The organism is Bacillus cereus group sp. MS39 (assembly GCF_040448665.1).
Classification (GTDB): Bacteria; Bacillota; Bacilli; order Bacillales; family Bacillaceae_G; genus Bacillus_A; species Bacillus_A wiedmannii.
The window spans coordinates 662,476-688,001 of sequence record NZ_CP123058.1 but is presented as its reverse complement, the minus strand read 5'-3'; the positions used below and the strand labels follow the sequence as shown (position 1 = coordinate 688,001).

The window sequence follows — 25,526 nt, the reverse complement described above, 5'->3', positions numbered from 1 at the left end:
CTTTTTGCCCTTTGCTCTTATCGTTCGAGACCGTTAGCCTCGCACAGGTTTTAGCACCTATTCACCTGTATTTACCACTACAAATGAGGTTGCTGGGCTTCATCGGGCCTGTCCCTCCGCCAGCTCGGGATAAGAGAGTATCCGTCCCAACCTATACTAAAGAAATGATATTCATTTGTCAATTAATATTCACATTTTCCTGAAAGTTTTTCTCAATACGCCTGGAATGAAATATTAATAAGGAAATAATACATTCACACAAACAAAAAGAAATAAATAGTATACATTATTTATATAATTGTGTTATACTCTTGTTGGGGATTACGAGAAATATTTCATTAAATGAAAAGGATGGTATATAAATATGAGTACTGTGAATGTCCAAATTGGTTTACACGAATTATTGAACGGAAGCAATGCACAGATTCAACTAAGTGTTCCGCAATTAGTGGAAAAAGTATTAATGCGAAATGAAGGGAAATTAACTTCTACTGGTGCCGTTTCTGCTTCAACAGGAAAATATACAGGACGTTCTCCTAAAGATAAATTTATTGTGAAAGAAGCATCGGTTGCTGACAAAATTGCTTGGGGAGCAGTGAATCAGCCGATCTCTGAAGAACATTTTAATAAATTATATACTAAAGTTTTAGAATACTTAAAAGAAAAAGAAGAGTTATTCGTCTTCAATGGATTTGCAGGCGCTGACCGCAATTACCGCCTACCAATTCAAGTTATTAACGAATATGCATGGCACAATTTATTTGTACATCAATTATTTATTCGTCCAACTGAAGAAGAATTAACAACTCATGAATCAGAGTTCACAATTGTTTCTGCACCGAATTTCAAAGCTGATCCAGCTGTTGACGGTACAAACTCTGAAGCATTCATTATGGTTTCATTCGAAAAACGTATCGTACTAATTGGTGGTACAGAATACGCTGGAGAAATGAAAAAATCAATCTTCTCTATTATGAACTTCTTACTACCTGAACAAGATATTCTTTCTATGCATTGCTCTGCAAACGTAGGTGAAGAAGGCGACGTAGCACTATTCTTCGGTTTATCTGGAACAGGTAAAACAACATTATCTGCTGATCCACACCGTAAATTAATCGGTGATGATGAGCATGGTTGGTCTGATAACGGTGTATTCAATATTGAAGGCGGTTGCTACGCAAAATGTGTAAACCTTTCTCACGAGAAAGAACCACAAATTTTCGATGCAATCAAATTTGGATCTGTTTTAGAAAACGTTATCATTAATAACCAAACGCGTATCGCAGACTATAACGATACTACTTTAACAGAAAATACTCGTGCTGCATACCCTATGCATGCGATCGACAATATCGTACTGCCAAGTGTTGCTGGACACCCAAATACAATCATTTTCTTAACTGCTGATGCATCTGGCGTATTGCCTCCAATCAGTAAGTTATCAAAAGAACAAGCTATGTATCATTTCTTAAGTGGTTACACTAGTAAACTAGCAGGAACAGAGCGCGGCGTTACATCTCCGCAAGCAACATTCTCAACTTGCTTCGGTTCACCATTCTTACCACTTGATGCATCTCGCTATGCTGAAATGCTTGGTGAAAAAATTGAGAAACACGATGCGAAAGTATTCTTAGTAAACACTGGCTGGACTGGTGGCGAATACGGCATTGGTAAACGTATGAACTTAGGTTACACTCGTGCAATGATTCAAGCAGCATTAAGCGGCGAACTTGCGAAAACTGAAACAGCTAAACATGACATCTTCGGTCTTGAAGTTCCACTTCACGTACCAGGTGTACCTGACGAAGTGTTAATGCCTGAACAAACTTGGGCTGATAAAGCTGCTTATAAAGAGAAAGCAATCGAACTTGCAAGCGAATTCAAAGAGAACTTCAAAAAGTTCGACAGCGTTTCTGAAGATATTATTAACTTAGGCGGTCCAATCGCTTAAGTACAAACTTTCTGTTGGAATAACCCTTTTACTCATATGAATAAGTGTCGTGTAACCGTAAAGTTTCGCGTACTCACCGACAAAACCCAATGCGGCTTAACGGTTATACACACTTACATAAAAAAGAAGCTTACGTTTTTTACGTAAGCTTCTTTCTATACCTTCTCTCTTCATCTGTGACTTAGTTCATGAAATTACAGAAAATTCATTTTATATTCATTCATTATTATTTTTTTATGATACAATTTACATATGCAGGAAAGGATGAGGTCTATGAAAAATTTTTCTCGTACAGGAAAAATTTTATTCAGTTACGGAGCGATCCAAATGTTTTGGGGACTTGTGATGCTTAATGTTAATTTATTTGAGCATACAAGTGAAACGATAAAATATATTATTCTAATTACCGGAATAATTTGTTGTATTATATCCACCTTTTTTAAAAAACATAAGAGTCATACTAATACGTGATTTCATGTTAGCTTATAGGAAGCAGAAACCTGTATTTTATGCAAAATTATGCTTCCTATTGTAACTACCCCTCGCCGGTCCCTCTATTCCATCTAAAAAGAGGCTTTTCATCTTTTTAGCTCTTTGTTAATTCTTCCTCATCTTTCATACTATAGTAGCCTAAATTCACAACGATTAAGAAATAACCACCCAGAATCCCTACTGCAAATGCCCACATAACCATGTGGTGCTCAATTTCGTACATAATAACAGCGCCCAAAATGGCAGCTGCAAAACGATTAAACATACCGAGCGTCGGTGCTTTCGTTTTCTTTACGATACTATCTCCAAGCTTCTCAATTCGTCTCCCTAAAAGCCAAACACAATACATACTTACGATAAGTCCAATTCCAGCACCTAGAAAATGAGCTGAAAACGGTGTTAACATCCAGCCTAGTAAAAGAAAACCTAGTAAATAATACGATTGAATTTTAAACGATCTTAATGACATACTAATCATGCTGTTCTCCTCTTCAGTAATTTTTATCTATCCAACAAAAGCTGTATAACTCATTTCTTTCGAGTTCATACTACTTAAAATTCATTTCACTCAAATTAAAAACAACATAAACAGTGTGTTTATGTTGTTTAAATGTTTTCAGGAAATAATATTATACAAGATTTCAAACATCATATTCTCATAATTTGTGACGTTTTTCCAAACATTTTTCGTCCATTTATGAAAAATGTGATATCAATTTCTGAACATACGGATATGATGTAATAAGTACACAAATAAAGGGGGCGTCTAATGATTTATTTTTTAATGGCTCTCATTCACCTCATTATCCCTGCACTTATTGGACTTTCATTGTATTGGTACACGAAAAATCATAGTATTTTCTACGCTGTCCTCGGTGTTCTTCTTCCAGGTATTATTCTTATCACACTCTTCCGTATTCCATTTTTAAACTTAATTCCACTTATTACTGCTATCTTATTTCTCGTCTTCTTACCAAAAATAAAAAAATAGGAAAGCAGATCATAGATGATCTGTTTTCCTATTTTGATATAGGTTCCCTCGCAGTAGAATGAATTTTTACTTTCTCTGATTTCACAAACCATAGACCGAAGAAAATAATAATTCCCCCGATTATTTGTTGAAATGATACATATTCATTTGCCCATACAGCTGCAAATAAAACAGCTACAAGTGGTGTTATATACATATATACCATCGTATGTGATGCGCCAATTTTTTGAATACCAACATACCACATCACTAAACCAAATACTGTTACAAAGAAAATGGAATATAGTAAAGCGAATAGTGTCATTCCATGTGTAATGTGAAATGGCATTATAAATACATGTGGTCCACTTAACAATAAAAGCGGAATCGCGCCAACTAATGCTGACCATGCGGTAACACGTAGTGCTGAATATTTTTTAATTAATGGACCTGCTAAAACAGGATAAAGCCCCCAGCATATTGATGTAATAAGTCCAATTCCGTTACCATAAAAAGAACTAGCCAGCGAATGCCCTGCTATTAAAACTAATGCTGCCCCACCAAAAGCAATGATAGAGCCGATGACCTTTCTAGAAGAAAACTTTTCTTGTTTCAAAAAAATAGCAAATACAGTTGTAAAAATAGGTGAAATAGAAATGAGTAAAGAGGCATTTGTAGCGGACGTATATTTGACAGTTTCCATAAATAATGTTTGATACAGTACAATACCTACAACACTAACGATGATTAATCTAGGTATATCCTTTCGTTCCATATAAACCGACTTTTCAATAAAAAATGTAAGGAGTAACATAAGCGGTGCCGCCGATATCATCCGAAGTGCAGTAAACTCAATTGCTGTAAATTCTAAAAGTCCATATTTAGCAATCGTAAAATTAATCCCCCAAATAATAACGACACTTAAAATTAATAACTCCATCCCCCATTTTCTCATGCGTATCCCCTCCGCAAATAAAATTATACAGAAAATTCAATCACATGTACATTTCATTATGTGAAAAAATCTTTGTATTGTATGGAGAGGTTTTCTTTGTTTAGTACATGAAATTATATCAGCGACTTAGACAATAAAAAAAGATGGTCCAAAAATATTTTGGAACCACCTTTTCTTTCTTATACTCGAACGTGTAACTTCATATTTGGATTATAAAATTGGCTTGGGCTCTTCAGCTGAAAAGTTCCTCCAACTTCATGCCAATCAACTGTTAACTTATCATCCATAAATACAAGCTTTGTGCGATCTGCGATAAAATTCATTACGCTAGATTCGATATCCACATCGCGCTCATCTTTTTCTGCTACAGCTACTAAATCGATAATTCCGCTCATGACACAACCACAACCCTCATTATCGTAAAATAACTTTATATATTTCGTTTCATCCGGAATCATATCCATAATCTTTTTATATGCGGCTTCTGTTACAGTAACGTACATATGTTAATGCTCATCCTTTCTCGTATCATTCATATATTGTACCACTATTTTTCTAAAACATTGTATACAGAAAATTAAGACTAATATACAATATATGTCATAAAGGAGGTTGTATCACTTATGTTCAAATTACTGCGATACCCCATCTTCTTAAGGCTACTCGGTAGCTTTTTTATTTCTAGCGGAATGGTATTACAACATATACTTCCCTATTCTCCTTCTATTGGCTGGATTTCTTTTAAGCAGGAAAAACAAGCATGTCACTCATCGTTAAATCTAGCACATTTCTCCCCTATTTTTGAAATCTAGACATACAATACAATCGAACACACAAAAATATAAAATTCATACTATGTATATAGTGGTTCTATTTTTAAAACTAGTTTTTCAAAATATAGAAAGGAGAACATACATGTACCCACGTAATTGTTTTAGTTGCGACGGCAGACGCAATAGTGGCTCTACCGGAAACACTGGGCCCACTGGTAGCACCGGACCTACTGGGCCTACCGGCATTACTGGACCTTCCGGGAACACCGGACCCACTGGAAGTATTGGACCTACTGGTTCTGCCGGGCCTTCCGGAGCTGGTTTCCAAAGTACTACCGCCTTTAGTCTAGCAGCCGCTCCCACCTATAAAAAAGGACAAGTTGTCACTTATACGAGCAGCGGCTATGTTGTAAAAAAAGATGCACCTCAAGGGTTTCCGAATATATCTCCGGATTATATCGTATTAGTAGAAAGTGGACCTACTGGGAACACTGGATCTACCGGCAATACCGGACCTACGGGTAGCACTGGACCTTCCGGCATCACTGGACCTACGGGTAATACTGGACCCACTGGGAACACCGGACCTTCTGGTAGTACTGGATCCACTGGGAACACTGGACCTTCCGGCATCACCGGACCCACTGGGAACACTGGACCTTCCGGCATCACCGGACCTACTGGGAACACTGGATCTACCGGCATCACCGGACCTACTGGGAACACTGGATCTACCGGCATCACCGGACCTACGGGTAGCACTGGACCTTCCGGCATCACTGGACCTACAGGTAATACTGGACCCACTGGGAACACTGGACCTTCCGGCATCACCGGACCCACTGGGAACACTGGACCTTCCGGCATCACCGGACCTACTGGGAACACTGGATCTACCGGCATCACCGGACCCACGGGTAGCACTGGACCTTCCGGCATCACTGGACCTACAGGTAATACTGGACCCACTGGGAACACTGGACCTTCCGGCATCACCGGACCCACGGGGAACACTGGACCTTCCGGCATCACCGGACCTACTGGGAACACTGGATCTACCGGCATCACCGGACCCACTGGGAACACTGGATCTACTGGTAGTACCGGGCCTACTGGAATTGCCGGCAGTGCATCAGCAAAAAGTATTGTTTTTCAAGGAACAAATGCTGGTTTTCAACGTATAGCGGGTTCTCCTGGCATTGACTCCAACGTTATTCCATATGTCACTGCTGGGACCGGTAGCATAGTTGGGTTTGCTGCGTCTATAAATGTAAATAACTTACCTGCTGCTGTTTATACGATTGATATTTGCAGGAATGTCCCGACAAACCTCACTGCCCCCACTTCTAGTTACATCCTATCTACTATTACCTTAACTATTACTGACAAAATCACCGGAACTATAATATTTTCCATTAAACCGACGGATACTGGAGCAGGACAAATTCAAGTGTTTAATCCTAATCCAGCAGTAGGTCCCGCTACTGTAACTTGGACTAGCATTACAACTGGAAACTCAGTTTCGAGAGGAGATGCTATATCCCTTTATATTAACCCTGGAATTACTGCCAGTGCTGTATATTCTATTTTTCTAATCACTGATATATAGTTCCCTCTTAAAAGTCGTTTATTTAACAAAAAGGAGATCACTCTCAAATAAGTAATCTCCCTTTTAAAAATAGTTTTTCATGATATCGGCAATATAACCTTCACAGTCGTTCCAATCCCAACTTCACTTTCAAAACTCATTTTACCGTTGTGGTCTTTAATAATTTTTTCTGTAACTACTAAACCTAAACCTGTTCCCGTTTCTTTTGTTGTGTAAAAAGCTTCATTTAGCTTCGGAATTTTGTCTTTTGGAATACCGCAACCTTCATCCTTAACTTGAACAATGATTGCATCTTCTACAGTCACTTTAATCGTAATCGTTCCGCCAACTGACATTGCTTCAATCGCATTTTTAATTAAATTAAAAAATACTTGCTTTAATCGTTTTTCATCGCATGTAATCGATGGTATGTCTTTACTATAAATACCTTGTATGTGCACTCCTTGCTTTAAAGCAGGCTTTCCCATAACTCGAATAACATAAGCGATAATTTCTTCTATATTATGAACTTCTGATTCTAGTGATTTAGATTTCTCAAATCCACTAAGTTCTGTAGCGATTGTATGAATTCGCTCTACTTCTTGTTTCATAATATCACTATATATTTTATCCTCAGGATATTTATTTGCTTGCTTATTAACAAATTTATCTAAATTAGCTAGAGGTCTTCTAATTTTGTAACCAATAACTGTAGCCATTTTCCCAACAGTTGCTAGCTTTTCTGTTTGTTGTATTTCTTTATCCATCATCTCAAGCGTACGAACGTAAGATTGAAACCTTAAAAACATAATCCAACATATGATAGTAAATACGCTATATAATGCCATCGGGATTAAAACGAGTGACGAGTGAATAAAGATTCCTATAAGAGCATATTTTCCAACAAGTATGCTCGGAACTAACAAAAAATATCTTTTGTTTACAAAGAGTGGGGCAAATAAAATAAAAAATCCTTCTACTATATTCCCACCATCAAACTCAGCATCACTACCATAGTAAATCATAAAATTATGGATAAAATCTAATAGGTTATATCCAATTAGAATAATATATTTCACTGCAAATAGATTCTTCCATTTCATGAAGTATACTCCAATACAAAACAAAATCACCATCAGAAAATACAGCCATAAACCTAAACCATCTTCAAATTTTCCTACTCCTTCTTGCCCGCCCCCTATTAAAGGTACAATAAATTCGTAGGCAAGATCGTACACAAAAAATATAATGAAAAATAAACTTAAAAATATTTTCAATGCCTTCATTTCTTCATGTTTAAATATATCGTCTTTATTCATATCGTAACTCCTAGCTTTTCTCCTTCTTGGATTTCACTATTTCCACGCTTTTTTGGGAGAATGATGTCTATTCTAGTTCCAATATCTCTTTCACTTGAAATATGTAATTCACCAAGATGCTGCTCGGTAACAAGCCGATTCGCTACCGTAAGTCCCAGGCCAATTTTATCTTGTTTCGTTGTATAAAAGGCTTCTGTAACACGAGCTAAATTTTCTTTCTTAATACCGTAACCATTATCAATTACACTTAGCATTACATAATCTTGTCCTTTGTTTTCTAACCGTAACTCTAATGTGCCACCTTGCTCCATTGCCTCCAGAGCATTTTTTATGACATATAGAAAGACTCCTCTTATTTTCCGCTCATCACATTCAACTTCTATCGTCTTTTCTTCCACATTAGAAATAAACTGGACGCTAGATTCATTCATTTTTTCGCGAACAATTTTTACTGCTTGTAATGCAATTTCACCTATATTATATTTCTTATAAATAGGGAGTTTACATGTAGCAACTTCCATCAATTCGCTTATCATATTATTCATATTTTCTATTTCAAAAATCATCTGTTCGTAAATAGGATCCTCCCCATGCTTCTCTCGTTGTAATTGCGTAAACCCTTTTAATGAAGCAAGTGGATTTTTAATTTCATGTCCCACTGTCGCTGCCATTTTTCCGATTACTGCTAATTTTTGTGATTCACTAGCAATCTTAATACTTTCCTTTACCGCTGAAAGGTATTGTATAAATCGATTTAAAATGATGTATGCCGCTATTAATACGAGTGTATACATAATGAGGAACATAAATCCTTTTACTTCCTTTAATACGAATAAATAAATAACATATTTCCCTACAATTGTCGAAAGTACAAACACAAAATATTTTTTATTTAAAAATATAGGTACAAAGAAGATGAAAATAATTTCTATTATATTTACTCCATCAAATGCCGCCTCATTATAAAGCATATACGAAAGTATATTAACGATTTCTATTCCTATGTATGCAAATACACATGCATATTTAACAAGGTTCGCTTTCTCTTTTTTTATTAAATATACATTCACACTGAGTATTGCAGTTCCGCAAATAACTTGCCATAGTATGCTATGTCCCCTATCCGTTAATGATTTATTTTCTAATACGATTGCATAGAAAATTTGGTATGAAACAACAATGACATATAGCACCCATAAAAAAATTTTTGCATTCCTTTCTTCTTCTTTATATGATAGAAAACTTCCTTTCACTTCAACACCCCTTCAAAATAATATCTCGAAGAATACCATTTATTATAATAAATGATTTTCATAGACAAACAAAGATAAATCGAACATTTGAGGAAAATCATCCCAATAAAGCAAAGTATCTTCAGGCTATATAAGCATAAAAGCTATAAACAATAATACGTATATTATGGGAGGTGTTTTATGTGGACGGCAAAAAAAATAAAAAAACAGAACAACTTAAATCCTTCACGCGTGAGAATGAAGGAAAGAAAATGACGACAAATACAGGTGTTACCATTTCAAATGATGAAAATACTTTAACCGCTGGTGATCGTGGTCCTACCCTTCTAGAAGATTTCCTAATGCGAGAAAAGCTTGCTCATTTTGACCGTGAACGAATTCCTGAAAGAGTCGTTCACGCACGTGGATACGGTGCGCATGGTGTTTTCGAGCTATATGAATCTTTAGAAGAGCTAACAATGGCCCACTTTTTACAAGACCCTTCAAAAAAAACACCCCTTTTCGTTCGCTTCTCTGAAGTGGCTGGATCAAAAGGTGCGAATGAAACAAATCGAGATGTACGAGGATTCGCCGTTAAATTTTATACAGAAGAAGGAAATTTTGATTTAGTCGGAAACAATATTCCTATTTTTTTCATTCAAGATGGCATTAAATTCCCTGATCTTATTCACGCCCTTAAACCTGAACCGCATAATGAGATTCCACAGGGACAAACAGCACATGATACATTTTGGGACTTCATCGCCAATAACCAAGAATCGGCTGCGATGATGATGTGGATTATGTCTGATCGTGCCATTCCAAGAAGTTTTCGAATGATGCAAGGGTTTGGCGTTCATACATTTCGCTTAGTGAATAAAAATGGAAAGTCACGATTCGTAAAATTTCACTGGAAGCCGAAGCTCGGCATTCACTCATTAATTTGGGATGAAGCGCAAAAATTAGGTGGTGCTGATCCAGATTACCATCGCCGTGATTTATGGGAAAATATTAATGCTGGAAACTATCCTGAGTACGAACTTGGCATTCAAATTTTAGAAGAACAGGATGAATTTAAATACGATTTCGATATATTAGATGCGACGAAAATTTGGCCTGAAGAAGATTTCCCCGTTAAAATCATCGGGAAAATGACATTAAATCGCAACGTCGAGAATGTATTCGCTGAAACGGAACAAGTCGCGCTTCATCCGGGAAGTATCGTCCGTGGTATTGATTTTACAAATGATCCGCTCTTACAAGGTAGGCTCTTTTCTTATACAGACACTCAATTAGCACGCGTCGGTACAAATTATCAAGAATTACCGATTAACCGTCCGATATGCCCATTTCACAACAATCAAAGAGATGGTGCATCTAAATATATAATCGACAAAGGAAAAATTGCTTACCATAATAATTCCTTAGCAAATAACACTCCTTACACTGTCCCCGGTACAAAGGGTGGGTTCGTTACATATCCTTCTACTGTATCAGGACATAAAACGAGAGAAACAGCCGCTAGTTTCAAAGATCATTTCTCTCAAGCACGTTTATTTTGGAATAGTATGAGTAACGTCGAAAAGGTTCATATTATGCAAGCCTTCTCCTTTGAATTAGGAAAAGTAAAAAGTAAATCGGTCCGCCAACAAGTCGTAACTATGATTGGGCATATTAGTACTGAATTAGCTACGTTAGTCGCTGAAGCAATCGGCGCAAAAGTCCCAAATATTCAAGAATCGGGCGTTACGAAATCATCGCCAGCACTCAGTATGGCAAATACGACATTTAGTCCTAATACATTACGAGTAGGTGTCATTGTTGCAAATGGATATGACGGACAAAACGCGCAATATATAGTAAATCAATTCAAACAAGTTGGGTTGCAGCCAGTAATTGTTTCCGAGCGATTAGGTATTGTGCAAGGAACGCAAAATGTACGTTGGGACGTGAATGACACTTTCTTAATGGGATCTTCACTTCTTTATGACGGGCTACTTCTTATTGGAGGAAACCTTGATGAACAGTTTCTTAATAAAGCGAGTTCATTTGTCGTAGAATCATATAATCACTTTAAGCCAATTGGTGCCTTTCAAAATGGATCTACCGTTATTCAATCTTTAAATATTGAAGGGAAGCCTGGCGTCCTAATAGAACAAAATCCTACGCAACTTGCAAATGAATTCATTAAAGCCATGACGAAACAACGCTTTTGGGATAGAGCATATGAATAGGTTAGGGGGATAATTTATGTTTGTTACCGTCGAGAAAGATGTGCATATTTTTGTGCAAGACGTTAATCCTGGACCCGGTAGTAAAACCGTGTTTTTCGTTCATGGCTGGCCTTTAAATCATCAAATGTACCAATATCAGCTCAATGTGTTACCACAGCATGGTTTCCGCTGCATCGCTATGGATATACGCGGAAACGGGCAATCTGATAAACCGTGGACTGGTTACACTTACGATCGTTTAGCAGACGATATCGCCATTGTTCTAGAAGCACTTCAAGTAGAAAGTGCTACATTAGTCGGTTTTTCAATAGGTGGCGCTCTTTCTATTCGGTACATGTCCCGCTACAATGGCCGTCGTATTTCTAAACTTGTATTAATCGATGCTGTTTCCCCCTCTTTCGTTAAAAATCAAGAATCGCCCTATGGCGTCCCAAAAGAACAAGCAGATACCCTCATTAATCAAATGTATGCCAATATGCCAAAATTTTTAAATGATGTATCTTTATCATTTTTTAATAGAAACTTAGGATCTGCTACGTTAGAATGGTTTTCTTATCTCGGTATGCAGTCTGCTTCCTACGCTCTCATCAAAATATTGCAAGCAGCCGCAAATGAAGATGTAACGAAAGATTTAAGTAAAATTAACGTCCCAACAAAAATATTCCACGGTGTTCACGATCAACTGATCCCTTACAAAAGCGCTGAACTCACACAAAAGCAGATTAAAAATTCCCAGTTACATCCTCTTACAAATAGCGGTCACGGCTCGCCAATCGATCAAGCGGATGAATTAAATGAAGAACTTATAAAGTTTTTGCATTCATAAAAATCTATACCAAATCGTTTCGATAGGAACGCAGTTTTTGAAAAGATTAAAATTCACATATTTCTCACAAATCAATCAATAAAACGATTACATTTTCATTTATACTAAATATACAGGTAATACTCCCTAAACCCAGCTTGTCTGGTTACCCCGTTAAATACTATAAAAAAAGAACTTGTATTGTTATACAAGTTCTTTTTGTTTGTTTTATTTAAAAAGTATATCTTTACTATACTGCTTTCCAGCAAGTAAATCATATTGGATCATTTTATATTGCTCTAACATTTCTTTTTGTTTCTTTGTTAAATCTGTTATCTCTTCTCCATCTTTATTAACCTTTAACTCCTCTTTAAGGACTGGTATTTCTTTATGCATTTCTGATAAAAATTGATAAAACGGTGATTTATTTATCCCTGCATAATCAAAAACAAGATTAGAAAAATAAATTGGACTTACTAAACCTAAATTGTCATTTGGCAAATCGAAATTTGCATACATTAACAATGGCGTTTCTGACATAGCTAATCTTTCATTTAGAGTTTCTTCATTTTCTATATATCCAGCTTCTTCATAGATAGCTTTATTTACCCCTAATATCGGTAAGTGATCTCCAAAGAAAACCAATATAGTAGGCCTTTCTAGCTCTTGAATTTGTTCTACTAAATATTTTAGAGCCTCATCAGAACGACGTACACCCTCAGTATATGTTTCTAATTCTGCTTTCGATCCCTCTTCTGTTAATCCGCTAATTTCTATTTGCTTTTCTTCAAATCGTCCTGGATTGAATGGGAAATGATTTTGCATCGTAACTGCATGAATAAACGTAGGTTGCTGTCTCTTATTCAATTCCTCTATTATTTCTTTACTAATAGATACATCGCTAATATAATCTCCATCTACCTCTACGTTTTGCATTGTATCTTCTGCATTGAAATTATCAATTCCTAAAACATTATATACATCATCCCGCTTATAAAATGACCTTCCATAAGCATGAATTGCATTCGTATAATATCCATGTTTTTTCAATTCACTTGCGATAGACGGAATTTCTCTTTGTCCTGTCACCGCTTGTTGATATGGTATAGAACCTTGCTTTAAAAAGCTCATTGAATAGCTCGTTAACGCTTCAAATTCTGTATTCGCTGTATTTCCCCCGAATACAGGAGCTACTGTTTGTCCACCCGGAAAATTCTCAATATAGTGATGTAAATTCGGCACCGGATCTTCGCTAAATGAAAGATTCGTTAGCTTTGTTGGATCCCAAAAAGCTTCACTCATGAAAAATATAATATTTGGCTTCTCGCTCTTTTCTTTTTTCCCTACATTGCTTCCATATTGTTTCTTTATATTATTTGAAATTTGTTGCATAGTTTCTTTTGAATATTCTTCTGGCTTCTCAATGACAGTTGTGTCTAAGTTACTGACAAATCCTAAAACAAAACCATTATCAATATAGTTTATATTTTGATTCCAAGCCACGAAGGTTACCCCGTATTTTTGCAATACATTACTCATAAATGTATTAGGATAATTACTATATGCATACACCATAAACGTAGAACCACATATTAAAATAATTCTCGTAATTATATTAGGTTTTATCACTGGAATATGCTTTCGTATATACATAACTAAATATACAAGCAGAGTAATCCCGAATATTCCCAAAAATATAGTCCACCAACTAAAATAGTCCATAACCATTGGTATAACGGACTGCATTTGAGTAATCTGTATGAAATCAGACGGATAGAATGGATCTCCTCTAAAAATAAGTTTAAAATGGTTCACAATACCAAAGATAATTAACACCAAACTTGTTATCGTGACACTCAAAAAGATTCGTCCAAGCAAACTATACACAAAAACATATATCATATAAATAAATAATAGGCTTAGTATATACTGTCCGTATCGCTGGTAAATCCAGTTATTAACTAATACAAGGCTCATATTCTCCTGCATCATGATATACATCCAATTCATTGTATGGGCAATTAAAAATAGTAAGGCGTAAGCTCTAATAGCCGGCCTAAGTTTATGACCGATGCCTTTATTTAAATGAATAATGTATAGTAGTACACCCCACAAAACAATAATAAGTATACTTAGCTGTATTTTCCCATTAAAAAATTCTTTAGTTCTCTCGAATTCGAAAGATCTTAACATAACAAAAAACAGCGTTTCTAAACAAATCGCCCACATTCCACTAAGAATGATAGAAATTAATAGATTCTTCCTCGGCTCTTGAGGAGAAAAACTAAGATAAAATTCATCTCTTCTTCGTTGTCGTGTTAAAAAATCAAAACGCAATTTATTCCCTCTTTCCTTTACCCCTTCGTCTCGCATCAACAAACATATTGTCATATACAAAATAACATATTTGTATACAGTTAGTCTCCCTATGTGTTTGTATTATACACATGTATCCTTAATTTCCCCTTAAAAATACAGTGAAACTTTAATAAGTCCGAACCATTCAAGATTGAACGGGATAAAACTTCTTCGCTCTATATTCTAACAGCATAAATGAACTATGCTTCACAAAATTATTACCATAAAAAAAGAACCTACCAACACTGACAGGTTCTCCTTCAGTCTAACAGACATGAGCATATGTATTATATAAGAGAATACATCCATACTTTCCATATAATACATACAAGTACGATAACTACAAAATCAAAAAGATCTAATCTCGGGCCCTTTTTCATATTCATCTCTAGCCACATATGAATCCATTTTCTTTTTGTATATTTTTGAATGTTTTTCTTTGCAAATCGATAAACGAGTACTTGCATAATAAAAAATCCGACTACGAAAATGAACAAGAAAATGAGAAAATCGACCACAAAATTCCTCCCTATTTTTGCAGCGATTTTTCTACTATTTGATTTCTCAAAACCCACTCTTCAAATTGAGCACTTCCAAATTCCCAGCTAAGATCACGAGCATGTACAGAAAAAACGTAATGACCAGCATATTCGTCCATAAATCTACCTGTCTCAATCTCATCTTTCTGAAGACCATATGCTCCAAAATTAAAATACACATCCCACACGTCTTCATTCTTCCGCTTATAAGCAATCGATTCCATATCACATTCTGTTCCGAAATAATCAAGATGTAAATGTACGCTATCATCATATTCGTACTCCATTTTATCACCCCTTATATTTGTACTTCTTTATCACCAAAAAAATTCCTGCTATCTACACTCACATATGGGCACTTACCTACATATCATGCTTGTAGAGTGACTTCTAGGAGGTGTCATATAGTGAAAAAATTTATAGCTGTTTTTTGCATCATGTTACTAGCTGTTTTCACATTTGCTGCTTGCAGTAGTAAAAAAGAAGGTACGAAAGAACAAACTCAAAACATTCGCATCGGCGAAGTTACCCATTCTCTCTTCTACGCCCCGTTATATGTCGGGATTGAAAAAGGATTTTTTAAAGATGAAGGATTAAATATTGACCTCCAAACAACAGCTGGCGGAGACAAAACGATGACCGCCCTATTATCTGGCGGAATTGATATTGCTCTCGTCGGTTCTGAAACGTCTATTTACGTTCATCAACAAGGAGCAAAAGACCCCGTCATTAACTTCGCACAACTTACACAAACAGATGGAACATTTTTAGTTTCGCGTAAAAAGTTAGACTCTTTTAATTGGAATGACGTAAAAGGTGTTACGTTTTTAGGACAACGTAAAGGCGGCATGCCGCAAATGGTTGGAGAATACGTTTTAAAGAAAAATGGCATTGATCCTCACAAAGATACGAACTTAATTCAAAATATCGAGTTTGCTAATATTGCAAATGCCTTCGCATCTGGTACAGGAGAATTTGTACAGCTCTTTGAACCGACTGCAAGTATACTTGAAAAAGAAGGAAAAGGTTATATCGTCGCATCTTTCGGAGCTGAATCTGGCACTGTTCCTTATACAACGTTTATGGCAAAAGAAAGTTTCTTAAAGAAAGATAAGGCTGCTGCTGAAAAATTCACACGTGCGCTCTATAAAGCGCAACAATGGGTTGATACACATAGTCCAGAAGAGATTGCTGATGCTGTGTCTCCATTATTTAAAGACACTTCAAAAGACATTACAGTAAAAGTAATTGAACGGTATAAAAAGCAACATTCTTACGCGACAAATCCGCTATTAGATGCTGAAGAATGGAAACAGCTCCAAACGATTATGAAAGAAGCTGGCGAATTACAAAAAGAAGTTCCACATGAAGCGCTCGTCAATACAAAAATTGCCGAAAGCGTTATTAAGAAATAGAGGCGAAGTGTATGAGTTTTTTACAAATACGTAACGTTTCTCACTGCTTTTTCGCAAAAGAGAATGCCAAACTGATTCTCGAAGATATGAGTTTACAAGTGGAAGAAGGCGAATTTATTTCTATACTCGGTCCAAGTGGTTGCGGCAAAACGACACTCCTCTCCATTATTGCCGGGTTACTTGATCCTATTGAGGGCATCGTCTTTTTAGATGGTGAGCCTATTACAACGAAAACTTCATCTATGGGGTATATGTTGCAGCAAGATTACTTGTTTCCTTGGAAAACAATTGAAGAAAATATTATGCTTGGACTTCACACCCGAAAAATTTACAATGAACAGACGAAAGAACATACTTTACACCTTTTAAAGCAAGTCGGTCTACATGATGTAGAAGAGCAATACCCTCGTGAACTGTCCGGTGGTATGCGTCAACGTGCCGCTCTCGTTCGAACGTTAGCGACCGATCCGAAAATTTTATTGCTAGATGAACCTTTTTCAGCTCTCGATTATCAAACGAAGTTGAAACTAGAAGATCTCGTTTTCAACTTACTACGCAAATATAAGAAAACGTCACTACTCGTAACACATGATATTGAAGAAGCCATTGCGATGAGTGATCGTATTTATTTACTGCAAGCAAACCCTGGAAAAATTGCAAAAACATTTATCGTCCCTGAAAGCATTCGTTTCTTATCACCGTTAGAATCACGCCATCACCACGACTTCCCATCCCTCTTCCAAGATATATGGAAGGAGCTGGAGCGACTTGGATAATATAAAGCAACTACATGAACAGTTTCAGAAAAAAGAACGCAAGCGCGCATGGTTAGCACGCTCACTGCAGCTTTTACTGCTCATTCTTTTCTTTTCACTATGGGAAATAGCTAGCAAAAAAGAGTGGATTGATCCTTTACTCTTTAGCTCTCCTTCAAGCATTTGGGATCTCTTCCTTAGTAAATGGATTGACGGTTCGCTTTTGGTTCACATATGGACGACATTACTTGAAACAGGAGTAGGCTTCATTCTTGGAACAGTGCTCGGCGCTATTATCGCTACTTTTCTTTGGTGGATGCCACTTCTCGCTCGCGTGCTCGACCCCTATCTCGTCGTCCTAAACGCCATGCCAAAAGTGGCACTTGGACCTATTATCATTGTAATCTTCGGTCCAAATATTTCTTCGTCGATTGCAATGGGAGTAATCATTTCCATCATCATTACCATTCTCGTTATTTACAGCGCATTTCAAGAAGTCGATTCTAACTATATAAAAGTGATGGACACATTTGGCGCCAATAAGTGGCAATGTTATAAGCAAGTCGTTCTCCCTGCATCCTTCCCAGCAATTATTTCCACGTTAAAAGTGAACGTTGGTTTATCATGGGTCGGTGTTATATTCGGTGAACTTCTCGTCTCTAAACAAGGTCTTGGCTACTTAATTAGCTACGGATTCCAAGTATTTAATTTCACGCTCGTCTTACTGAGCGTACTACTCACCTGCGTCCTCGCAACACTTATGTATGTGTTTGTTGAGGCATTTGAAAAACTTCTAATTGGAAAACGAAAAAGAAGCTGACTTAGGGCGATAAACTATAGTCAGCTTCTTTCTTTACCTTTTATCACACATCTTTGTTTCATTTGTAACGTTTCCATCTGCAACCGTAACTGTATGGAAACAATCTTTCACACGTACTGTAACGACATTTTCTTTTCGATCTATTACATGATAATCATCATACTTTTTATTTAATGCACTACGAATTTGCTCTCCTTCAAAAATCGGAAAACCGTGAGACATTACCCAAATGAGACCAGCAACCGCAAGAATCGTTTTCATACGTTTCATTACCTCCTTGAGAGTAAACTTATAGTCCCTACAATATGCGCATTATAATTGTGTCTAATTTGTGACATTTTTATACTAATTCTCTTTTAAAGCTTCAGTTCCTTCTTCTTTTTTTAAAAAAGACAGAATTTTCAATTTTATCAACATAAAAAAACGCAAAGAACTAAAATTCTTTACGTTTTATTGGCTAAAATATATACCTCTCATTATTGTCCGCTTTGTTGTTCGATCGTTTTTGAGATATCATCTAATCCCGACAACACTTCCGCTCTCATTTTTACAAGCTCAGGGAACTGATAGAAGAACGCAATTTTTTTATACTTTAACTCCGATTCCCCTTTCACCTTTTTTGAATCTTGCAAAATAAATGCTGTAAACGTATCTGCAATATCTTCCGCTACATTTGTCGTTCCATACTGTGATACAAAATCCTCATGCTTTTCTTTAAAAAATTCAATTTGAGTTTCTTCACTTTCTTCCACTTTCTTTTCTGTCCACTCCTGCTCAATGTCCTTCCAGAAAGAGTTATAAAATTGATTAATATAAGATTTTTCCTTCGCACATCCCTCTTGTAAGAAAAGAGTTTCACAGTTATTTCGGTACGTTGAAATATCTTTATCTTCTTCAAAATCCTTTACATCCTTTACATACTTTTCATCTACTGGTATTTGCTTATGCCCGAGCGTCAACACGTGAGCCGTCTCATGAATTAATGTTTTCATCACTTCATCGATATTTACTGCAGAATCAAGCGTATCTAAGCTTAGGATCCAATCTTTCGGATTCTCCATACTAGGCATAACGTGGGCAACAACACCGTCATAACCGTCCGTTATTAAATCAAATTCTGTTATATTCCCTCGATATTTAGCTGGAATGAGCGTACGGTACATATCCCATAAGTCTTCATGATAACCTCTATCTTGACGCTGTTGTAGCACCTCTTCTTTCGCTTCTTTATCTTCAGCGAATACTTTATTTAAACGTTTCCGTTCTATTTTTTCAAAATAAGGATCTACAATTTCATCACCATCAATATAATAAGAGGCTAAAAAGAAATAATTTTCGTCATCCTCTTTTTTCTGCTCTGCCTCTTTCATATCCTCATTTTCATGCTCTTCTATATCATAATCTTCTACTGCTTCAAGCTCAGATAATCCATCTATTTTTTCATATACTTTTTGAAGTTTATTATCTCCTATTTCCACGCATTCTTCTTCTGTTTTACAAACTTCTTTTTCCTTCACACTCTTCATAGAACTATCGCATCCTGCTAGTAAACCAATTGCGACGATAAACCCTACTAACTTGCCATACAGTCTCTTCATATAAACCTCCGTCGTTCCATTCTACAAAAATATCATAATCATTTTTTAACGAATATGCGATAATTAATTATAAAAATTGTAAGGAGGTTCCCCATGATTCGAGCAGTCTTCTTCGACTTAGATGGAACACTTTTAGATCGGTGCCAATCTCTAGAACAATTTATTTATGATCAATATAATCGCTTTGCCTCTCATTTAATGAGCATAGAAAAATTAGAGTATTGTTCTCGGTTTCTTGAACTCGATAATAATGGATATACGTGGAAAGATAAAGTATATGCTACTCTCCTTTCTGAATACAACATTACCACTTTAACACCAGAGCAACTGCTGCACGACTACATTACAAATTTTCAACATCATTGTATTCCTTTCCAAAACATGCATGAATTACTTCAACGTTTAACACAACAAAATATTAAAATTGGCATTATTACAAATGGCTTTACTGACTTTCAAATGAGCAATCTCCGCGCACTAAACATACATACGTATACAAATACAATTCTCGTTTCCGAAGCGGAGGGAATAAAAAAACCACATCCTGAAATTTTCGAACGAGCTTTGCAAAAGCTAGACGTTAAGGCCGCAGAGTGTCTTTACGTTGGAGATCATCCAGAAAACGATGTGCTTGGTTCTGAACGAGTAGGAATTCTTGGTGTTTGGAAGAGAGATTCGTTTTGGGGTGACTTTGAACATTCACGCACGGTGAACGATTTGTTGGAGGTGCTTTCGTTTTTAGAGGTAGAGATGAAAACAAAATAATAGTTAATAAATTATATCAGCGATTTTTGCAATATATTGACTTACCGACAAAAAGTGACAACAAAAAGAGGAGGTCGCTACTCTAGCGCCTCCTCTTCCTTTATGATTCATATACTGTAAACTGCGGTTTACTCGGATGATCCTTAACTAGCGCATCATCTGGAAACTTTGAAACTTTTTGATATAAGGCAATGTCACCGATACAACTCGCTGTTAGTAAAATTCCTAAAAATGAGAGTGGCTCCAGATTCATAACTAATCCCAATACAATTGGCAAAATTCCAGTCGGTAAAAACGGTAACATTAACACTTTCTTCATTTGCTTTACTGTAATTTCTTTTTTAGAATGAGCGTATGCTACACCTAATTTCCAATTGACGCCCCATGTTAGTTCACTCCACGGAACACCTCCGATATAACGAAATCCAATTAAATGTATTGCCTCATGAATACAAACGAAAACAATCATTCCAATAATCAAAAGAAACATAACGGGCAATGTAAATTCAAATTGAACCCCGCCTGAAAGAAATATATGCAAATAACCAATTCCAAACGCCAAAGCGAATATTATAAGAAATGCATAGATATTTAATTTAACCATCGAAACAGTAACAGTCGTTTCTTTTCTTTTATCCATCTTTCCCCTCCTAAAATGTAAATATATCTTTACAAAAATTGTATAATATATCCAAAATACTGTAAGGATATATTTACATTCATTCTTACAAAAAAAAAGAAACCAGCCACTTTACTTCGTAAAACAGCCGATTTCTTCTATATGTTTCATCGTACGCGCCAATACATCGTCGCGCATTATAAAGCTAAATTTTCTATCAGTTTTAATATTATCAGGAATGTCTGTTAATAAAACAGACCCTTTCGTTTCTTCGTAATGCGTATGCTGCTCTACCGCACTAATTGTTGCAAAATAAATGTTTTTAATGATTATTTTGTCTTTTCCAGATACTTTATATTGTCCTAAGTAAGTTAAATCAGAAACTATGCCGCCAGTTTCTTCATGAACCTCTCGAACTGCCGCTTCTTCCGGTGTTTCCCCTAATTCTACTTTACCACCTGGAAATTCAAGACCGCGACGTAAATGATGCGTTAATAACCATTGATCCCCGTACCGGCATACAACCCAAACATGCTTTGGCTCAGGAGAAAATGGATAACGTTCAAACGATAATTGTACAGTGTTGTGGTAATAATCTTTAAATTTGTACATGCCATTACTCCCCTATTGATGGTTACAAGTTTTTCCTACCACAAATTGTAGCATATTCTCGCTTTTCTGCATAATATTATCCAATTACAATCCATTGATTATTCCCATTTGCGCGACTAATTCTTTCGTCTCATGATTACCTAAATCGTAAATCATTTTATATGCTTTTTGTAGTTGTTCATCATATCGGTCATTATTCGAATCGTGATGATACTCAACAAATGGAACGTGAGAACGTACAAATGAACCTAAATCCTCTACATATGCTTGATCAAAGTACTCTCTTAACTCCGTAATTTCCTCATCACTTGCGGAAATCTCAAAATTATACGTATCCGCTGTCTTCACTTGTGAAATTTGACCGTTTCCTATTGATATATAATATGTTTTTTTCGTCTCCATGTAACACCCTTCTTTCATCCTTTTAATTTCTATTGTTTTCATCAATTACAAAATTATGTAAAATAAAGAAAAGGAGGGATTCTATGTTCAAAATATTAATTATCGGTATTATAATCGTCCTAGTCATACTAGTACTCTCCGTCATGACGATTAATAAAGGCTATGCATATAAACATTCCGTTGATAAACCAGAAGATAACCCTTATACAAAAAACAGCAAGAAGAATTCATAATACGCTTCATATACTACTTATTTTAGCCCACATCATATCCAGCATTCGTTTACTGGCAGGTCAACATAACTTTCTACTACTTTCACAATTTCTATTAGGAGTTTTACTACTTCTTATTACCATTGAGCAAATAAGGAAAAAGGATTCAGGAACTAGATTTATTTGTATTGTTGCAGGTGCTTTCATTTAGATTGTTATCATCATTACCTACATAAACTAGAAGGAGGGCTTTTATGTTAAAAGGCGTTCGAATTACTTTTGCACTTATCACTTTATCTATAGCAACCTATAGTTTTATTAGCGGTAACAGAGACATTATGCCTTACATGTTCATTTTCTTAGGGGCTATGGCTTTCACTATAGGTTTAGAGGAAATAAAAAAACAGAAACAATCTAGCAGCATGCTTGCTTTCATGGCCGGAGCTGGTGCTTTATTACTTGGCTTCTCAGAAATATTTCGGTAAGTCGTTTATTTAAAAAAGGGGGAAATAATATGCTAAAAACCTTTCGCATATTATCCGCTCTTATCGTCATCGTTCTCGCTCTATCCGTAATATTTACAAACGCACTTGTAACAATGCCTTATATGCTCATCGCCTTATCTGTTATGACCTTCATCATGAGCGCAGAAGAAAAACAGAAACAAAAGAAAGTACATAGTACACTCTCCTTCTTTTCTGGCGTATTCACTTTAATCGTTGCTATTGTTATTATTTTCTCTCGGTAACTTCTCTTTCTACTAAGGAGGGCTAAAATGCATATTAGACAAATACAACTCATCATCGTTTTTATTACTTTAATCTTATGCTTATACAGCACCTTTACAATGAACTTTCAAATCTTTTCACCTATCATTTTGTTCCTCTTTAGTTTATATGGCATTTTAGTAGGAATTGAGACGATTCAAAAACAGCAAAAACAAATTGGAACTATTAGCATCGGCTTAAGTCTTTTTACGATTGTTTTTGTTATTCCATTTATAATGTTCTTTTAAAGGAGGATTACATGTTAAAAAACATTCGAATTATAATCGCCACTATCGCTCTTTCTCTTGCACTATTTAGCCTATTTGCAAACTTCACTATTCTTTTACCTTACGTGTTTATTCTTTTAAGTATTATGTTTATCCTGTTTGGAATTGATGAAATGAAGAAACAAGAAAAAGCTAAGGCATTTGTTTATTTTCTCGGTTCTGCCTTTGTTTTATATGTTGGGGTGTCTAGTATACTTTCATAAAAAAGAGGTCGTCCAACACATATGTTAAACGACCTCTTCTTTTTATTTGATTCATAATATTGTCAGTTTTTGTCGGCAAGTCGATATCCAGTGTCGAAACGTCGATATATTAAAAAAATCGTTGATATAATTCAAGTTGCGTTCGATATATTCGAAAAATCGTCGATATAATTTTATTTATTATCGTGCTACAAAAAAAAACTGCCCTTTCACAGGCAGTTTTCCCTTCTTATCCCGCCTTAACAGGCAGTAAGACTCCTATCTCCAAATTATGTAAAAACGAAGAGGTTAGGTAGGAGTTTAACTGCCTGTAAAGGTCCGATTGGTTCAACTAATAATCAATGGTTGATAGGGCCACTCCCCCATCAACCATTGATTAAAGTTTCACTTTATCCAAATACTTTCTCAAGTTCATCTTTATCTTGGCTTAACCAGAAGTTCATTAAGCGTTGTGCTCCTTCTAAATCGTGAAGCTTCGCTTGACCACATTGTGTTTCATTTGCAGCTGGAATTTCTGTAATTTGAACCGCATCTTTTAATGTTAATTCTAATAAATCAATGATTTCTCGAACTGTCGGTGTTCCGCTTACTACAAGATAGTATCCTGTTTGGCAGCCCATTGGTGAAATATCGATAATATCAAAATGCGGATAACGATCAATATATTTACGTAAATTAAATGCTAATAAATGTTCTAACGTATGAATAACATCTGGTTTCATTGCTTGTTTATTTGGTTGGCAAAAACGAATATCAAATTTATTTACAATACCGTCACTACCTACATTGTGAACTCCGCAATGTCTTACATAAGGTGCCTTTACAATCGTATGATCTAATTCAAAGCTTTCTACTGATGGCATACAACATCTCTCCCGCTTTTAATTTAATTCCGTCATATCCAATATGATATAACGGAAATGCACATTAGTAAAGTATTATGTACAGTCGTGCTATAATACTTTAAGAATATGCTGAAAAGGAGACCGTTATGAAACAGATTTTTATTGGGATTATACACTTTTATCAAAAATTCATTTCTCCAATGACACCGCCAACTTGCCGCTTTTATCCAACTTGTTCTCATTACGGATTAGAGGCGTTTCAAAAACATGGTGCCCTCAAAGGCTTTTGGCTTACTTGTAAGCGTATATTAAAATGTCACCCTTTCCACCCGGGAGGATTTGATCCTGTCCCAGATAAAAAAGATGACAAAGTAAATTCTTAATTGTCGTAACCATTCACAACTAAATCTAATTTTCCTGTGTCAGGATCTATAACAAGACCGTGAACAGGTACTTCTTCAGGAAGTAATGGATGGTTGCGAAGTATTGATACGCTATGTTCTACACTTTCTTCTACACTAGAGAATCCTTGTAGGAATCTTTCTAAATCGATTCCAGAATAACGAAGTGTATCTAATTTCTCTTCTGTTATACCGCGCTCTTTCATCTTCTCAATTGTACTGCTTGCTTGAATTTTTGCCATACCACAATCGTGGTGACCAACTACACAAACTTCATCAGCACCAAGTTCATATACAGCAACTAAAATACTACGCATAATACTTCCAAACGGATGTGAAATAACAGCGCCTGCTACTTTAATAATTTTCACATCACCGTTACGCATATTCATCGCTTTCGGTAATAATTCAACAAGACGAGTATCCATACAAGAGATAATTACCATCTTTTTGTTTGGAAATTTACCTGTTTCGTACTCTTCGTATTTTTTTTCTTCAACGAATTTTTCATTGTATTGTAAAATCTCTTCTAATGACTTCATAGTAAAGAACCCTCTTTTCTCTCATTTACATTACTTATATAGTGTACCAAAATTTAAAAAACTCAAA

The 25,526-nt window shown here is 35.9% G+C and carries 33 protein-coding genes and 1 riboswitch; of the genes, 18 read left to right on the top strand and 15 right to left on the bottom strand.

All coding sequences use genetic code 11. The features are described from left to right. Positions 1-14 precede the first annotated feature (14 nt). Positions 15-136: riboswitch (SAM riboswitch) on the bottom strand. A 228-nt stretch (positions 137-364) separates the two neighbouring features. Next, positions 365-1,951, top strand: coding sequence for a phosphoenolpyruvate carboxykinase (ATP) (gene pckA / locus QEP67_RS03525; protein ID WP_000108819.1), 1,587 nt, complete (start codon positions 365-367; stop codon positions 1,949-1,951). 273 nt (positions 1,952-2,224) lie between these two features. After that, positions 2,225-2,422 (top strand): hypothetical protein, encoded by a 198-nt coding sequence (locus QEP67_RS03520; protein ID WP_000788114.1) that lies wholly within the window; start codon positions 2,225-2,227, stop codon positions 2,420-2,422. A 115-nt stretch (positions 2,423-2,537) separates the two neighbouring features. On the opposite strand, the gene QEP67_RS03515 is transcribed toward QEP67_RS03520, so the two are convergent. Next, positions 2,538-2,921, bottom strand: a complete 384-nt coding sequence (locus QEP67_RS03515) for an ATP synthase subunit I (RefSeq protein ID WP_000624934.1) — start codon at positions 2,919-2,921, stop codon at positions 2,538-2,540. Between the two features lie 291 nt (positions 2,922-3,212). Between QEP67_RS03515 and QEP67_RS03510 the strand changes: the two genes are divergently transcribed. Next, positions 3,213-3,434, top strand: coding sequence for a hypothetical protein (locus QEP67_RS03510; protein WP_000639043.1), 222 nt, complete (start codon positions 3,213-3,215; stop codon positions 3,432-3,434). A 28-nt stretch (positions 3,435-3,462) separates the two neighbouring features. Here the strand turns inward: QEP67_RS03510 and QEP67_RS03505 are convergent, their stop codons facing one another. Both QEP67_RS03505 and QEP67_RS03500 read right to left on the bottom strand, forming a co-directional pair. Beyond that, positions 3,463-4,368, bottom strand: a complete 906-nt coding sequence (locus QEP67_RS03505) for an EamA family transporter (RefSeq protein WP_001233582.1) — start codon at positions 4,366-4,368, stop codon at positions 3,463-3,465. Between the two features lie 179 nt (positions 4,369-4,547). Then, positions 4,548-4,871, bottom strand: coding sequence for an iron-sulfur cluster biosynthesis family protein (locus QEP67_RS03500; protein WP_000289558.1), 324 nt, complete (start codon positions 4,869-4,871; stop codon positions 4,548-4,550). A gap of 120 nt (positions 4,872-4,991) precedes the next feature. Here QEP67_RS03500 and QEP67_RS03495 point away from each other — a divergent pair, with 120 nt between their 5' ends. Both QEP67_RS03495 and QEP67_RS03490 read left to right on the top strand, forming a co-directional pair. After that, positions 4,992-5,180, top strand: a complete 189-nt coding sequence (locus QEP67_RS03495; RefSeq protein ID WP_002107540.1) for a hypothetical protein — start codon at positions 4,992-4,994, stop codon at positions 5,178-5,180. Between the two features lie 502 nt (positions 5,181-5,682). After that, positions 5,683-6,750 carry a collagen-like protein gene (locus QEP67_RS03490; RefSeq protein ID WP_280528159.1) on the top strand — a complete coding sequence of 356 codons (1,068 nt, stop codon included), beginning with the start codon at positions 5,683-5,685 and terminating at the stop codon, positions 6,748-6,750. A gap of 77 nt (positions 6,751-6,827) precedes the next feature. Here the strand turns inward: QEP67_RS03490 and QEP67_RS03485 are convergent, their stop codons facing one another. Together QEP67_RS03485 and QEP67_RS03480 are read right to left on the bottom strand one after the other, a co-directional pair. Then, positions 6,828-8,048 (bottom strand): ATP-binding protein, encoded by a 1,221-nt coding sequence (locus QEP67_RS03485; RefSeq protein WP_001030578.1) that lies wholly within the window; start codon positions 8,046-8,048, stop codon positions 6,828-6,830. Further along, on the bottom strand, positions 8,045-9,301 hold the full coding sequence (locus QEP67_RS03480) for an ATP-binding protein (RefSeq protein ID WP_048565809.1): 1,257 nt from the start codon (positions 9,299-9,301) through the stop codon (positions 8,045-8,047). Before QEP67_RS03480 ends, QEP67_RS03485 begins: the two co-directional genes overlap by 4 nt. 182 nt (positions 9,302-9,483) lie before the next feature. Here QEP67_RS03480 and QEP67_RS03475 point away from each other — a divergent pair, with 182 nt between their 5' ends. Beyond that, entirely contained in the window at positions 9,484-11,514 is a 2,031-nt protein-coding gene (locus QEP67_RS03475; RefSeq protein ID WP_000348757.1) for a catalase, read from the top strand. Positions 11,515-11,530: 16 nt separating this feature from the next. Next, positions 11,531-12,340, top strand: a complete 810-nt coding sequence (locus QEP67_RS03470; protein WP_000498292.1) for an alpha/beta hydrolase — start codon at positions 11,531-11,533, stop codon at positions 12,338-12,340. A gap of 207 nt (positions 12,341-12,547) precedes the next feature. Here QEP67_RS03470 and QEP67_RS03465 read toward each other — a convergent pair whose 3' ends face one another. The 3 genes from QEP67_RS03465 to QEP67_RS03455 form a co-directional block, all read right to left on the bottom strand. Further along, a complete protein-coding gene (locus QEP67_RS03465) occupies positions 12,548-14,692 on the bottom strand; it encodes an LTA synthase family protein (RefSeq protein ID WP_048565832.1) in 2,145 nt (714 codons plus the stop codon). A 272-nt stretch (positions 14,693-14,964) separates the two neighbouring features. Then, positions 14,965-15,195 carry a hypothetical protein gene (locus QEP67_RS03460; protein ID WP_000227436.1) on the bottom strand — a complete coding sequence of 77 codons (231 nt, stop codon included), beginning with the start codon at positions 15,193-15,195 and terminating at the stop codon, positions 14,965-14,967. Between the two features lie 11 nt (positions 15,196-15,206). After that, positions 15,207-15,503: a DUF3986 family protein gene (locus QEP67_RS03455; protein ID WP_000455571.1), complete on the bottom strand. Its 297-nt coding sequence runs from the start codon at positions 15,501-15,503 to the stop codon at positions 15,207-15,209. A 120-nt stretch (positions 15,504-15,623) separates the two neighbouring features. Between QEP67_RS03455 and QEP67_RS03450 the strand changes: the two genes are divergently transcribed. From QEP67_RS03450 to QEP67_RS03440, 3 genes are read left to right on the top strand one after another with little or no spacing between them, the layout of a single operon-like run. Beyond that, positions 15,624-16,631, top strand: coding sequence for an ABC transporter substrate-binding protein (locus QEP67_RS03450; protein WP_000713416.1), 1,008 nt, complete (start codon positions 15,624-15,626; stop codon positions 16,629-16,631). An 11-nt stretch (positions 16,632-16,642) separates the two neighbouring features. After that, on the top strand, positions 16,643-17,407 hold the full coding sequence (locus tag QEP67_RS03445; RefSeq protein ID WP_000009053.1) for an ABC transporter ATP-binding protein: 765 nt from the start codon (positions 16,643-16,645) through the stop codon (positions 17,405-17,407). Continuing rightward, positions 17,400-18,206, top strand: a complete 807-nt coding sequence (locus QEP67_RS03440) for an ABC transporter permease (RefSeq protein ID WP_000368763.1) — start codon at positions 17,400-17,402, stop codon at positions 18,204-18,206. Before QEP67_RS03445 ends, QEP67_RS03440 begins: the two co-directional genes overlap by 8 nt. Before the next feature lie 33 nt (positions 18,207-18,239). Here the strand turns inward: QEP67_RS03440 and QEP67_RS03435 are convergent, their stop codons facing one another. Beyond that, complete coding sequence (locus tag QEP67_RS03435; RefSeq protein ID WP_000849118.1) at positions 18,240-18,467, bottom strand: hypothetical protein; 228 nt, start codon at positions 18,465-18,467, stop codon at positions 18,240-18,242. A 215-nt stretch (positions 18,468-18,682) separates the two neighbouring features. After that, positions 18,683-19,804: a hypothetical protein gene (locus tag QEP67_RS03430; RefSeq protein WP_048565811.1), complete on the bottom strand. Its 1,122-nt coding sequence runs from the start codon at positions 19,802-19,804 to the stop codon at positions 18,683-18,685. Positions 19,805-19,897: 93 nt separating this feature from the next. Here QEP67_RS03430 and QEP67_RS03425 point away from each other — a divergent pair, with 93 nt between their 5' ends. Then, a complete protein-coding gene (locus QEP67_RS03425) occupies positions 19,898-20,569 on the top strand; it encodes an HAD family hydrolase (RefSeq protein WP_000617299.1) in 672 nt (223 codons plus the stop codon). 100 nt (positions 20,570-20,669) lie between these two features. Here QEP67_RS03425 and QEP67_RS03420 read toward each other — a convergent pair whose 3' ends face one another. From QEP67_RS03420 to QEP67_RS03410, 3 genes are all read right to left on the bottom strand, one after another. After that, positions 20,670-21,209, bottom strand: coding sequence for a DUF3267 domain-containing protein (locus tag QEP67_RS03420; RefSeq protein WP_000361296.1), 540 nt, complete (start codon positions 21,207-21,209; stop codon positions 20,670-20,672). A gap of 111 nt (positions 21,210-21,320) precedes the next feature. Then, complete coding sequence (gene mutTA / locus QEP67_RS03415) at positions 21,321-21,800, bottom strand: antimutator 8-oxo-(dGTP/GTP)ase (protein WP_000276389.1); 480 nt, start codon at positions 21,798-21,800, stop codon at positions 21,321-21,323. An 84-nt stretch (positions 21,801-21,884) separates the two neighbouring features. Further along, positions 21,885-22,202 (bottom strand): hypothetical protein, encoded by a 318-nt coding sequence (locus QEP67_RS03410; protein ID WP_000448410.1) that lies wholly within the window; start codon positions 22,200-22,202, stop codon positions 21,885-21,887. An 83-nt stretch (positions 22,203-22,285) separates the two neighbouring features. On the opposite strand from QEP67_RS03410, the gene ytzI reads away from it, so the two are divergent. Genes ytzI through QEP67_RS03380 form a run of 6 tightly spaced genes read left to right on the top strand, consistent with a single transcriptional unit; the run spans position 22,286 to position 23,671 of the window. Continuing rightward, complete coding sequence (ytzI, locus tag QEP67_RS03405) at positions 22,286-22,435, top strand: YtzI protein (protein ID WP_000472802.1); 150 nt, start codon at positions 22,286-22,288, stop codon at positions 22,433-22,435. Further along, complete coding sequence (locus QEP67_RS03400; protein ID WP_050552255.1) at positions 22,428-22,625, top strand: DUF3953 domain-containing protein; 198 nt, start codon at positions 22,428-22,430, stop codon at positions 22,623-22,625. Before ytzI ends, QEP67_RS03400 begins: the two co-directional genes overlap by 8 nt. A 43-nt stretch (positions 22,626-22,668) precedes the next feature. Beyond that, positions 22,669-22,899, top strand: coding sequence for a YczI family protein (locus QEP67_RS03395; RefSeq protein WP_000912049.1), 231 nt, complete (start codon positions 22,669-22,671; stop codon positions 22,897-22,899). 29 nt (positions 22,900-22,928) lie between these two features. Further along, the gene (locus QEP67_RS03390) at positions 22,929-23,162 is read left to right on the top strand and encodes a DUF3953 domain-containing protein (protein ID WP_000920678.1); all 234 of its coding nucleotides are present in this window, start codon (positions 22,929-22,931) and stop codon (positions 23,160-23,162) included. A gap of 27 nt (positions 23,163-23,189) precedes the next feature. Continuing rightward, positions 23,190-23,429, top strand: coding sequence for a hypothetical protein (locus tag QEP67_RS03385; RefSeq protein WP_000548108.1), 240 nt, complete (start codon positions 23,190-23,192; stop codon positions 23,427-23,429). Positions 23,430-23,440: 11 nt separating this feature from the next. Next, a complete protein-coding gene (locus QEP67_RS03380) occupies positions 23,441-23,671 on the top strand; it encodes a YczI family protein (RefSeq protein WP_000916679.1) in 231 nt (76 codons plus the stop codon). Between the two features lie 389 nt (positions 23,672-24,060). Here the strand turns inward: QEP67_RS03380 and luxS are convergent, their stop codons facing one another. Then, positions 24,061-24,534, bottom strand: a complete 474-nt coding sequence (gene luxS / locus QEP67_RS03375) for an S-ribosylhomocysteine lyase LuxS (protein WP_001141371.1) — start codon at positions 24,532-24,534, stop codon at positions 24,061-24,063. Positions 24,535-24,662: 128 nt separating this feature from the next. Here luxS and yidD point away from each other — a divergent pair, with 128 nt between their 5' ends. After that, on the top strand, positions 24,663-24,899 hold the full coding sequence (gene yidD / locus QEP67_RS03370; protein ID WP_000809327.1) for a membrane protein insertion efficiency factor YidD: 237 nt from the start codon (positions 24,663-24,665) through the stop codon (positions 24,897-24,899). On the opposite strand, the gene QEP67_RS03365 is transcribed toward yidD, so the two are convergent. After that, the gene (locus QEP67_RS03365; RefSeq protein ID WP_000838167.1) at positions 24,896-25,459 is read right to left on the bottom strand and encodes a carbonic anhydrase; all 564 of its coding nucleotides are present in this window, start codon (positions 25,457-25,459) and stop codon (positions 24,896-24,898) included. The genes yidD and QEP67_RS03365 overlap by 4 nt on opposite strands. Between the last annotated feature and the right edge of the window lie 67 nt (positions 25,460-25,526).

Bases quoted from the DNA above. Each gene is read 5' to 3' on its own strand.
- QEP67_RS03435 (WP_000849118.1), bottom strand. From the start codon at position 18,467: ATGAAAACGATTCTTGCGGTTGCTGGTCTCATTTGGGTAATGTCTCAC.
- QEP67_RS03380 (WP_000916679.1), top strand. From the start codon at position 23,441: ATGTTAAAAAACATTCGAATTATAATCGCCACTATCGCTCTTTCTCTT.
- pckA (WP_000108819.1), top strand. From the start codon at position 365: ATGAGTACTGTGAATGTCCAAATTGGTTTACACGAATTATTGAACGGA.
- QEP67_RS03455 (WP_000455571.1), bottom strand. From the start codon at position 15,503: ATGGAGTACGAATATGATGATAGCGTACATTTACATCTTGATTATTTC.
- QEP67_RS03495 (WP_002107540.1), top strand. From the start codon at position 4,992: ATGTTCAAATTACTGCGATACCCCATCTTCTTAAGGCTACTCGGTAGC.
- QEP67_RS03390 (WP_000920678.1), top strand. From the start codon at position 22,929: ATGCTAAAAACCTTTCGCATATTATCCGCTCTTATCGTCATCGTTCTC.
- QEP67_RS03420 (WP_000361296.1), bottom strand. From the start codon at position 21,209: ATGGATAAAAGAAAAGAAACGACTGTTACTGTTTCGATGGTTAAATTA.
- QEP67_RS03485 (WP_001030578.1), bottom strand. From the start codon at position 8,048: ATGAATAAAGACGATATATTTAAACATGAAGAAATGAAGGCATTGAAA.
- QEP67_RS03365 (WP_000838167.1), bottom strand. From the start codon at position 25,459: ATGAAGTCATTAGAAGAGATTTTACAATACAATGAAAAATTCGTTGAA.
- QEP67_RS03515 (WP_000624934.1), bottom strand. From the start codon at position 2,921: ATGATTAGTATGTCATTAAGATCGTTTAAAATTCAATCGTATTATTTA.
- ytzI (WP_000472802.1), top strand. From the start codon at position 22,286: ATGTTCAAAATATTAATTATCGGTATTATAATCGTCCTAGTCATACTA.
- QEP67_RS03385 (WP_000548108.1), top strand. From the start codon at position 23,190: ATGCATATTAGACAAATACAACTCATCATCGTTTTTATTACTTTAATC.
- QEP67_RS03430 (WP_048565811.1), bottom strand. From the start codon at position 19,804: ATGAAGAGACTGTATGGCAAGTTAGTAGGGTTTATCGTCGCAATTGGT.
- QEP67_RS03520 (WP_000788114.1), top strand. From the start codon at position 2,225: ATGAAAAATTTTTCTCGTACAGGAAAAATTTTATTCAGTTACGGAGCG.
- mutTA (WP_000276389.1), bottom strand. From the start codon at position 21,800: ATGTACAAATTTAAAGATTATTACCACAACACTGTACAATTATCGTTT.
- QEP67_RS03470 (WP_000498292.1), top strand. From the start codon at position 11,531: ATGTTTGTTACCGTCGAGAAAGATGTGCATATTTTTGTGCAAGACGTT.
- yidD (WP_000809327.1), top strand. From the start codon at position 24,663: ATGAAACAGATTTTTATTGGGATTATACACTTTTATCAAAAATTCATT.
- QEP67_RS03395 (WP_000912049.1), top strand. From the start codon at position 22,669: ATGTTAAAAGGCGTTCGAATTACTTTTGCACTTATCACTTTATCTATA.
- QEP67_RS03465 (WP_048565832.1), bottom strand. From the start codon at position 14,692: ATGCGAGACGAAGGGGTAAAGGAAAGAGGGAATAAATTGCGTTTTGAT.
- QEP67_RS03445 (WP_000009053.1), top strand. From the start codon at position 16,643: ATGAGTTTTTTACAAATACGTAACGTTTCTCACTGCTTTTTCGCAAAA.
- QEP67_RS03510 (WP_000639043.1), top strand. From the start codon at position 3,213: ATGATTTATTTTTTAATGGCTCTCATTCACCTCATTATCCCTGCACTT.
- QEP67_RS03410 (WP_000448410.1), bottom strand. From the start codon at position 22,202: ATGGAGACGAAAAAAACATATTATATATCAATAGGAAACGGTCAAATT.
- QEP67_RS03505 (WP_001233582.1), bottom strand. From the start codon at position 4,368: ATGAGAAAATGGGGGATGGAGTTATTAATTTTAAGTGTCGTTATTATT.
- QEP67_RS03425 (WP_000617299.1), top strand. From the start codon at position 19,898: ATGATTCGAGCAGTCTTCTTCGACTTAGATGGAACACTTTTAGATCGG.
- luxS (WP_001141371.1), bottom strand. From the start codon at position 24,534: ATGCCATCAGTAGAAAGCTTTGAATTAGATCATACGATTGTAAAGGCA.
- QEP67_RS03500 (WP_000289558.1), bottom strand. From the start codon at position 4,871: ATGTACGTTACTGTAACAGAAGCCGCATATAAAAAGATTATGGATATG.